The 9,151-nt window shown below is 63.9% G+C and carries 9 protein-coding genes; 7 read left to right on the forward strand and 2 right to left on the reverse strand.

What is annotated here, in order from left to right; genetic code table 11:
• Positions 1 to 64 precede the first annotated feature (64 nt).
• The 7 genes from K9L28_10690 to citF all read left to right on the forward strand — a co-directional run bounded on the left by K9L28_10690 (position 65) and on the right by citF (position 6,375).
• Complete coding sequence (locus K9L28_10690) at positions 65 to 577, forward strand: 3-isopropylmalate dehydratase small subunit (protein ID MCF7936795.1); 513 nt, start codon at positions 65 to 67, stop codon at positions 575 to 577.
• 61 nt (positions 578 to 638) lie between these two features.
• A complete protein-coding gene (locus K9L28_10695; protein MCF7936796.1) occupies positions 639 to 1,892 on the forward strand; it encodes a 3-isopropylmalate dehydratase large subunit in 1,254 nt (417 codons plus the stop codon).
• 4 nt (positions 1,893 to 1,896) lie between these two features.
• On the forward strand, positions 1,897 to 2,394 hold the full coding sequence (locus K9L28_10700; protein MCF7936797.1) for a 3-isopropylmalate dehydratase: 498 nt from the start codon (positions 1,897 to 1,899) through the stop codon (positions 2,392 to 2,394).
• A 30-nt stretch (positions 2,395 to 2,424) separates the two neighbouring features.
• Positions 2,425 to 3,609: an isocitrate/isopropylmalate dehydrogenase family protein gene (locus K9L28_10705; GenBank protein MCF7936798.1), complete on the forward strand. Its 1,185-nt coding sequence runs from the start codon at positions 2,425 to 2,427 to the stop codon at positions 3,607 to 3,609.
• Between the two features lie 72 nt (positions 3,610 to 3,681).
• Positions 3,682 to 3,954, forward strand: coding sequence for a citrate lyase acyl carrier protein (locus K9L28_10710; protein ID MCF7936799.1), 273 nt, complete (start codon positions 3,682 to 3,684; stop codon positions 3,952 to 3,954).
• Entirely contained in the window at positions 3,951 to 4,835 is an 885-nt protein-coding gene (locus K9L28_10715) for a CoA ester lyase (GenBank protein MCF7936800.1), read from the forward strand. The genes K9L28_10710 and K9L28_10715 overlap by 4 nt, the downstream gene beginning before the upstream one ends.
• Positions 4,828 to 6,375 (forward strand): citrate lyase subunit alpha, encoded by a 1,548-nt coding sequence (gene citF, locus K9L28_10720; GenBank protein ID MCF7936801.1) that lies wholly within the window; start codon positions 4,828 to 4,830, stop codon positions 6,373 to 6,375. Before K9L28_10715 ends, citF begins: the two co-directional genes overlap by 8 nt.
• Positions 6,376 to 6,537: 162 nt before the next feature.
• Here citF and K9L28_10725 read toward each other — a convergent pair whose 3' ends face one another.
• Both K9L28_10725 and K9L28_10730 read right to left on the reverse strand, forming a co-directional pair.
• Positions 6,538 to 7,842, reverse strand: a complete 1,305-nt coding sequence (locus tag K9L28_10725; protein ID MCF7936802.1) for a hypothetical protein — start codon at positions 7,840 to 7,842, stop codon at positions 6,538 to 6,540.
• Between the two features lie 193 nt (positions 7,843 to 8,035).
• Positions 8,036 to 8,725: a SagB/ThcOx family dehydrogenase gene (locus tag K9L28_10730; GenBank protein ID MCF7936803.1), complete on the reverse strand. Its 690-nt coding sequence runs from the start codon at positions 8,723 to 8,725 to the stop codon at positions 8,036 to 8,038.
• Positions 8,726 to 9,151: the final 426 nt, after the last annotated feature.

Below are 9,151 nucleotides of genomic sequence, written 5' to 3' on the forward strand. Positions count from 1 at the left end.
CAACGGCGTGATCACCGACCCCAGGGATCTCCTGGGCTAACACGGGAAACAGGAGGTGAACCCTATGGAACAGACTGTCTTCCGCGGCAAGGCCTGGGTCTTCGGTGACGACGTGGACACCGACCTCATTTACCACAACAAGTACCTGCACATCACCGACCCCGAGGAGATGCCCCAGTACGCCTTCGAGTACTACCCGGGCAGGGAGAACTTCGCCAACGAGGTCAACGAGGGCGACATCCTCGTGGCCGGCAAGAACTTCGGCTGCGGCTCCTCCCGGGAGCACGCCGTCTACGCGCTGAAGTACGCCGGCATCCCCGTGGTCATCGCCGACTCCTTCTCCCGCATCTACTACCGGAACGCCGTCAACAACGGCTACCCCGTGCTCTTCGCCCCCGGCATCACCGATGTGGTGAGCGACGGCGACGAGATCGAGGTCAACATGGAGACCGGCCAGATCAAAAACCTCACCACCGGCGAGGAGACCCACGGCGACGCCGTGGCCAACCTGGAAAAGGAGATCATGTCCCACGGCGGACTGCTCCAGTACCTCAAGGCACAGACCGGACACGACTAGGACCAGCCGGGGCGCAGGCCGCTCCTGCGCCCCTTCCCGGAACACGAAAGGAGGCAGAGACATGGGCAAGACCTTTGCCGAAAAGGCCCTTGGCAGGGCCGCGGGGCACGAGGTGACGGCCAACGACGTGGTCACCGTGGAACCGGACTTCTGCATGAGCCACGACAACGCCGCCCCCATCTCCAAGATCTTTAAGAAGATCGGCGTCGACAAGGTGTGGGACCCCGACCATCTGGTCTTCATCCTGGACCACGCCGTCCCGGCGCCGTCGGACAAACACGCCCAGAACCACAAGGATGTCCGCGAATTCGTGGCCGAGCAGGGCATCAGACATTTCTACGACGTCATGAGCGACGGCGGCGTCTGCCACCAGGTGATGTGCGAGGCCGGCTACGCCCTGCCGGGCACCATCATCGTGGGCAGCGACAGCCACACCTGTACCTACGGCGCCTTCGGAGCCTTCTCCACCGGCATCGGCCGCAGCGAGATGGCCGCCACCTGGGCCACCGGCAAGATCTGGTTCAAGGTCCCCGAGAGCATGAAGGTCAACGTCACCGGCTCCTTCCCCAAGGGTGTGGCCTCCAAGGATCTGATCCTCAAGCTCATCGGCGACATCGGTGCCGACGGCGCCGACTACATGTCCGCCGAGTTCCACGGCCCCGGCATCGAGCAGATGAGCCTGGCCGAACGGATGACCATCACCAACATGGGCATCGAGATGGGCGGCAAGAACGCAGCCTGTCCGCCGGACCAGAAGGTGATGGACTTCGTCAGGGACATCGCCAAGACCGACAACTGGGAGCCCCTCTGGGCCGACGACGACGCCGTCTACACCAAGGAGCTCAGCTACAACCTGAACGATCTCGTCCCCGGCCTGGCCAAGCCGCACACCGTGGACAACTGGGGCCCCATCGACGAGATGAAAGGCGAGACGATCCACCAGGCCTTCCTGGGCAGCTGCACCAACGCCCGCATCGAGGACCTGCGCGGCGCCGCGGAGATCCTCAAGGGCCACAAGGTGGCCGTGCGGACCATCGTCATCCCCGCTTCCTGGGCGGTCTACCGCCAGGCCATGAAAGAGGGCCTCATGGACATCTTCCTCGACGCCGGATGCGTCATCACCAACCCGGGCTGCGGGCCCTGCATGGGCAACCACGAAGGCATCCTGGCCCCGGGCGAGGTCTGCATCTCCACCGCCAACCGGAACTTCAAGGGGCGCATGGGCAACAAGGAGAGCTTCATCTACCTGGCCAGCCCCCTCACCGTTGCGGCCTCGGCCCTGAAGGGCGAGTTCGCCGATCCGAGGGAGGTGTAACCCTATGAAGGTCAAGGGCAAGGTCTGGAAATACGGCGACAGCGTGAACACCGACGTCATCTTCCCGGGCAAGTACACCTACACACTCCGTGAGCCCGAAGAGATGGCCAAGGTGGCACTGGAAGACCTGGACAGCGACTTCAACGAGAACGCCAAGCCCGGCGACATCATTGTGGGCGGCAAGAACTGGGGCTGCGGCTCCTCCCGCGAGCAGGCCGTCACCTGCCTGAAGGAACGCGGGATCGCCGCCATCGTCGCCAAGAGCTTCGCGCGGATCTACTACCGCAACTGCATCAACCAGGGGCTGCCCATCGTGGTCTCCCCGGAGGCCGTGGACGCCATCGAGAAGGGCGAGCAGATCGAGATCGACTTCGACGACGGCGTGATCCACACGTCCAAGGGCGACTTCAGCTTCCCGCCCTTCCCCGACTTCGTGCGGGGACTCATCGAAGACGGCGGGCTCATCCCCCACGTCCGGAAATCACTGGGTATCTCTGACTAACCACCAATTTCTGAAGGAGGGAATCAAGTAATGGCAAGAAACGAGATGACCGTAAAAGAGAAGAAGGATAGATACCAGGTAGCCTATATCCCCGGCGACGACACCGGCTTCGACGTCATGGAAGCCAACATGGTCGTCATGGAGGCCCTGGGCGCCCCCATCGACTGGGTCCGCACCGACGCCGGCTGGTGCATGTGGGAGCAGGAGGGCGACACCGTTCCCGAGAAGACCTGGGAGACCCTGCGCAACACCGACGCCGCCCTCATGGCCGCCATCACCTCCAAACCGGGCGTCAAGGGCTTCAAGAGCGCCATCCTGCAGATGCGCCAGAAGTTCGAGCTCTACGTCAACCTGCGCCCCGCCAAGGCCATGCCCGGCGTGCCCTCCATGCGGGACGACATCGACATCGTCACCTTCCGGGAGAACACCGAAGGCCTCTACTCCGCCGTGGAGTGGCGCCCCGTACCGGACGAGCTCTACGACCTGCATCCCAACATGGCCCGCTTCAAGGGCAAGGAGGACGTGGCCGCCTCGGTGCGCGTCTTCACCCGGGAAGGCTGCGAGCGCATCATCCGCGCCGCCTTCAAGTACGCCCACGAGAACGGCCTCAAGAAGATGACCGTCGTGGAGAAACCCAACGTCATCCGCCTCACCAGCGGCATGTTCGTCGAGATCGCCCAGGAGGTGGCCAAGGAGTACCCCGGCATCGAGATGAACAAGGAGAATGTCGACGCCACCGCCATGTGGATGCTGAAAAACCCCCAGAACTACGAGTGCATCGTCACCTCCAACATGTTCGGCGACATCATCTCCGACGAGGCCTCCCAGCTGGTGGGCGGCATGGGCGTCACCGCATCGGGGAACATCGGCGCCGACTACGCCCTCTTCGAGCCCTGCCACGGCTCCGCGCCGAAGTACGCCGGCCAGTACAAGGTGAACCCCATCGCCATGCTCAACGCCTCCAAGATGCTGCTTGACTACCTGGAGCTGGACGACTACAGCAAGAAGCTGGAGAACGCCATGTTCGACGTCCTCCGCGAGGGCAAGGTGCTTACCTACGACATCCTGCGCGAGCAGGGCGACCCCAAGTGGGAGACCGACGCGGCCAGCACCCTGGACATGGCCAAGGAGATCGCCCGCAAGCTGAACCCCGATTTCGACAAGAAGGCCGACGAGATCTGCAAGAAGGCCAAGGAGATGAACAAGAAGCCGTAACCCTTCCTATCGGGTGCCTGAGGGGCTCACTGCGTGGCAGTGGGCCCCCTTTCTGTGAAAGGAGGAATCGCTATGCAGAGCGCACAGGCCGGAACTGTGGAGTCCATGGACTGCCTCGTCTCCGTCTCGCCCGGCGCGGCGGGGTCGGGCCTGGACATCCAGCTCTCCGGCTCCAGCGTCGCCCGCTTCACCTCGGTGATGCGAGCCGCCGTCGAGGAGACGGCCAGGGCCATGGATGCCGGCGACGTGGCCATCTCCGTGCAGGACAACGGAGCGCTTGACATCATCCTGCGGGCCCGCGTGGAGACAGCGCTGCGCCGCTACAAGGGGGGTGCGAACCTATGAAGCTCCGCCGGACCAAACTCTATCTCCCGGGGAACAACCCCAACATGCTGCTGCGGGGACATCTCTTCGGCCCCGACGGGGTCATCCTGGACCTCGAGGACGCCGTGGCCCCCGCCCAGAAGGACGCCGCCCGCGTCCTGATCCGCGAGGTGCTCAAGCGGGGCCGGTTCGGCGACTGCGAGGTCACCATCCGCATCAACGGCATGGACACGCCGGAGTGGAAGGAAGACCTGCAGTGGACCGTCCCCTACGGCATCCACGGCATCCGCATCCCCAAGGTGGAGGATCCCCAGGCCATCAGGGATATCGACGAGGAGCTCTCGGCCATCGAGGAGAAGGCCGGCATCCCCCAGGGCAAGACGCTGATCTTCTGTCTGCTGGAGACCGCCCTGGGCATCCACCGCGCCTACGACATCGCCGGCGCCTCGCCCCGCGTGGCCGGCATCTGCCCCGGCGGCGAGGACCTCTGCGCCGACCTGCACACCAGCCGTTCCAACGAGGGCACCGAACTGGTGGGCCCCAGGCAGCTGGTGGTCCTGGCGGCCAACGCCGCCGGCGTGGACGCCCTGGACACGGTCTTCCCCCGGGTCACCGACGACGAAGGCCTGCGGCAGGAGACCATGTTCGTCAAGCAGCTGGGCTTCCAGGGCAAGAGCGTCATCCACCCCAACCAGATCCCCATCATCCACCACTGCTTCACCCCCACAGAGAAGGAAGTGGAGAGCGCCAGGCGCATCGTCGCCGCAGCCCGGGAGGCCGAGGCCAAGGGCGCCGGCGCCGTCAAGGTGGACGGCAAGATGGTGGACAAGCCCGTGGTGCAGCGCGCCCGCTTCACACTCCAGCGCGCCGGCATCGACGAGGAGGTGGTAGAGCATGCATAGGAACGCAGTGGGCCGCCTGCTGCCCGAGGAAATCCCCGGCTACGGCACGGTGCGCCCCTTCGAGGGCTACAACGTTCGCAAACCGGAAGGGAACCGAGACGGCCGGAAACACGTGGCCACCTTCAACGACCGCACCGACAAGCGCCTGCCGGACATCAAGGCCGCCATCAAGGCCACAGGCCTGGAAAGCGGCATGACCGTCTCCTTCCACCACCACCTCAGAAACGGCGACCAGGTGGTGAACATGGTGCTCGACGCCTGCGCCGAGATGGGCATCCGCGACCTGGTGCTCTTCCCCACGGCGCTCTTCGGCGTCCACAAGCACCTGGTGCAGCACATCAAAAGCGGCGTCATCCGGCAGATCAAGGGCTCCGTGAACGGCCCCATCGGCCAGCTCGCCTCGGAGGGCGGCATGCCCGACCCCGTCATCCTCCGGAGCCACGGCGGCCGGCCCCGGGCCGTCTGCAGCGGCGACGTGCACATCGACGTGGCCTTCATCGCCGCTCCCACCGCCGACAAGTACGGCAACATCTCCGGCACCGGGTCGCGCTCCAGCTGCGGCTCCCTGGGCTACGCCCACACCGACGCCGCATTCGCCGACCAGGTGGTGGCCGTCACCGACAACCTGCAGCCCTACCCCATCGCCAACATCTCCATCCCCATGTACAACGTGCACCACGTGGTGGCCGTGGAGAGCATCGGCGATCCCGCAGGCATCGTCTCCGGCACCACCAGGGTCACCCGGGATCCGCTGCGGCTGCTCATCGCCCGCAACGCCGCCAGCCTCATCGAATCGAGTCCCTACTTCACCGACGGCATCTCCTTCCAGACCGGCGCGGGCGGCATCTCGCTGGCCACCGCCGCCTACGTGCGGGAGGTCATGCGGGAACGGAAGATCAAGGGCAGCTTCGGCCTGGGCGGCATCACCGGCTTCTTCCTGAGTATGCTGGACGAAGGCCTCTTCGAGCGGCTGCTGGACGTGCAGTCATTCGACCTGGACGCCGTCAAATCCATCGGCAGCAACCCCAACCACGTGGAGATCTCCGCCGACTGGTACGCCAACCCCTGGAACGCCGGCTGCGCCGTCAACATGCTGGACACCGTGGTGCTCGGAGCCACCGAGGTGGATTCCCACTTCAACGCCAACGTCAACACCGAGGCCACCGGCGCGCTGCTCCACGGCATCGGCGGCCACCAGGACACCGCCAGCGGCGCCAAGCTCACCATCATCACCACGCCGCTGCTCCGGGGACGCATCCCCTGCGTGGTGGACGACGTCTACTCCGTCACCACCCCCGGCGAGGTGGTGGACGCCGTGGCCACCGAGTTCGGCGTGGCCATCAACCCCCGGCGCCAGGACCTCATCGACGCCGCCAAAGAGGCCGGCAACGTCCCCCTCATGGACATCGAGGACATGGTCAAACAGGCCAGGGAGCTCACCGGCCCCATGGACCCCGTGGCCACCGAAGACCGCATCATCGGCGTCATCGAGTGGCGCGACGGCACCGTCCTCGACGTCGTCCGCCAGCTCAAGATGTAGCCGCGGCTGCGCCGCGCTCCCCCCCCGCAGGGCACCGCCAGGAAGGCACTCTACAGCAAGCCCGTAGGCGCCGCGAGAAACGCACCGTAGCAAAGGCACAACAAAGCCGGCCCGGTTGGGGGGCGTCCCCTCACCGGGCCGGCTCAACAAACGTACCGACAGCTACACCACAGGTCCGTTGGGGAGGTCGAAGAAGAGGAAGCGGTCGAAGAGGGGGGTCTTCCGGAAGTAAATCGGCCCCTGCCGGGACCCGGCCTCCGCTTCCCCCTCATAGAGTTCAAGCAGGCCGAAGCCCTCCAGTTTTTCCAGATAGCGCACCCTGAGGACAAAATCGATTGTGAAATGCGGGTTGTCATGGTCACGCACTTCCTGCACCAGCACAGGATGAAGGTAGTCCTCCTCGCGCCCGTTAATGAGAACCCACTCCCCCTCGTCGAGACGGCTGATCAGGTAGAGCGTGTAGGGGAAAGCCCTCAGCTCCGAATAGAGATCCGGCATCATGTCGCAGTACGCCAGGTTGAAGGAACGGAAGAACGTATGGAAGAGCCGGGCGAACAGCCGGCCCATGTTCTCCGGCCGCGCAACCCAGGCCCCTTCATCGATGATATAGAAGCGGGTGGATGTCCGTGCAATCAGGCCGGCGAGCCCAGCGATCACCCTGGGAATGTGACAGAAGGGCACATCCTCCTCGTTGAATACCTTCAGATAGTCCCGCATAAGGGGGTCCAACTGCATGAACCGCCCCAGATGTCTGCCATAGGTGTTCATTCCTTCATCAAGCATCCGTTTCACCGTCTTCCGGTTCAGGTTGCCCGCATTTGTCGCCTTCACTCTCCCCTCCTCCATAAGGAGTTGCAACAGCAGCCTGGTGTTGTAGATGATCGGGAGCCGTTCCAGCTCGTCGCCAGGCAGCCTGTCATTGACGTGAATGCAATAGGGCTCCTTCCACCAGCCGTAGTTGATCAGCCTGAACATCTGGTTCGGCGCCAGTCCCCCAAGTTCCTCATCGGGTTCGTCCAGGCCCAGTACATACTCCTCCAGGCGCGCCTTCAGCCCTTCTTCATCTTCCATGAGCTCATTATAGGTAAGGCCTTCTTCCACAGCCTGCCCGGCAATCTCTTCCAGGGCCTCCTTCAGGGCATCCGGGATCTCTCCGGGCCCCCCCTCAAAAGGCGAGGGCGCTTCGTCTTCGTCCTCACCGAGGGTCTCCCTGATACGGTCGCTCGCTTTCAGCAGCTTGCGCCGCTCCCCCTCGTCGGCAACGTGGGAGAGGTCACTCTCCAGCGCATGCAGCAGCGATTCCGCTGTCTCCAGGTCCATCCGCACGATATAGCTCGTCCCCTGTTTTTTCGAACCCTTCAGTTGTCTGCCGAACCAGCGCTTCACCGACAGCGTGGATCGCAAGAGCGCGTTCCGCTCCCCCTTACTGAAGGCCAGTTCGATGATGTTGCCGATTCTGTCGCTCATTCCGTCACCGCCTGGTCATTGCAGATACATCCGGCCCCGCTAGCCCCGTGATTGCAGCTGCGCACCTTCCGCCACGCGCACAAAACGCATTTCAAGCAGCCCCAGTATAGCCCAACAGGGCCATAGCCGCACATCAGCTCCAAGAGAGCCGGGCAGGTGCCCCCCTTTCTCAAGAGAGGCACCAGCCCCGGCGCTACCGGGGGTGTCCCACCGGCACAAGGTAGAGAGGCCGATGGTCCTCCGGGAGGGCAAGCGCCTCCTGCACACGGCCGTCGTAGAAGGCGCCGATGGGCACAGCGCCCAGGTCAAGCGCCACCGCCTGGAGCAGCAGGTTCTGGCAGGCGTGGCCAGCCTCCAGCCTGACATAGCGCACGGCCCGGTCGCCGTACTTCTGCCGGGTGCGTTCGTACACGCCGGTGACCACAAAGACCGCAGGAGCCTCCCGGAGGGCGCGCTGCTGCAGCCCCGCCTTCCAGAGGGCTTCGCGCAGGTCCTTTTTCGATTCCACGGCCAGCTTGTGCCCCTGCGGAACATAGTGGTAGAGCCCCTCTTCCGTCGCCACATAGAGCTCCAGCGGGTAGAGCGCCCCCGCCGAGGGAGCCGTCCGCCCGCCCCAGTCGGTGGTGATTCCCTGGGCCGCCCAGAAAAGCTGGGAGATCTCCTCCAGCGTCAGCGCCTCACCGGTGAACTCCCGCACCGACCGCCGCCCGGCAAGCGCCTCCTCCAGGGAGAGACCTCCCTCAAGCTCCGGTTCGGGGAGGTCCATCTCCTGCCCTGGGGCCGCAGCCGGCAGCACCTCCGCAGAACCGAGCAGACAGACGCCCAGCACGAGGCCAGCCGCCACCATGACAACACACGCAAAAAAGCTCAACCTTCGCATCATCTCTCGCCTCCAGAAGCACAAAGCCGGTCGCGGATTTTACGACTATCTGAGACATCGATAGAAATGGGAGAAACCTATTCCGGCTAAAGTTAGGCTGGAAATGCGCACCAAGGAGATATTCAAGGAATCGAAAAAGACATACGGATCCCGGCGAATACTCCATGCTCTCCGGGGCGGAGAGTGCTCGATAGGGCAATTCAAGGTGCGATGCCCCATGAGGTGTTTTGGGGTTGCAAAAAACATCATGAGGGCCTTAGGGCTACAGGCAAAAACCCCGGGACTATATTTAAGGTGGACCCCTTTGTCAAGACCAAAAACTCGCCAAGGTTCATTAAAGTCAGACTGCCATAGTCCCTGTGTTCGCGAAGTGGATTTCCTCCGGTGTCCGGTATTCCAGCGAGGAGTGCAGTCTTTCGCTATTGTAAA

This window comes from Synergistales bacterium, assembly GCA_021736445.1.
Classification (GTDB): Bacteria; Synergistota; Synergistia; order Synergistales; family Aminiphilaceae; genus JAIPGA01.

What these genes read in the sequence shown, in the direction of transcription:
- K9L28_10690 (MCF7936795.1), top strand. Translation starts at nt 65, where the DNA reads ATGGAACAGACTGTCTTCCGCGGCAAGGCCTGGGTCTTCGGTGACGAC.
- K9L28_10695 (MCF7936796.1), top strand. Translation starts at nt 639, where the DNA reads ATGGGCAAGACCTTTGCCGAAAAGGCCCTTGGCAGGGCCGCGGGGCAC.
- K9L28_10700 (MCF7936797.1), top strand. Translation starts at nt 1,897, where the DNA reads ATGAAGGTCAAGGGCAAGGTCTGGAAATACGGCGACAGCGTGAACACC.
- K9L28_10705 (MCF7936798.1), top strand. Translation starts at nt 2,425, where the DNA reads ATGGCAAGAAACGAGATGACCGTAAAAGAGAAGAAGGATAGATACCAG.
- K9L28_10710 (MCF7936799.1), top strand. Translation starts at nt 3,682, where the DNA reads ATGCAGAGCGCACAGGCCGGAACTGTGGAGTCCATGGACTGCCTCGTC.
- K9L28_10715 (MCF7936800.1), top strand. Translation starts at nt 3,951, where the DNA reads ATGAAGCTCCGCCGGACCAAACTCTATCTCCCGGGGAACAACCCCAAC.
- citF (MCF7936801.1), top strand. Translation starts at nt 4,828, where the DNA reads ATGCATAGGAACGCAGTGGGCCGCCTGCTGCCCGAGGAAATCCCCGGC.
- K9L28_10725 (MCF7936802.1), bottom strand. Translation starts at nt 7,842, where the DNA reads ATGAGCGACAGAATCGGCAACATCATCGAACTGGCCTTCAGTAAGGGG.
- K9L28_10730 (MCF7936803.1), bottom strand. Translation starts at nt 8,725, where the DNA reads ATGATGCGAAGGTTGAGCTTTTTTGCGTGTGTTGTCATGGTGGCGGCT.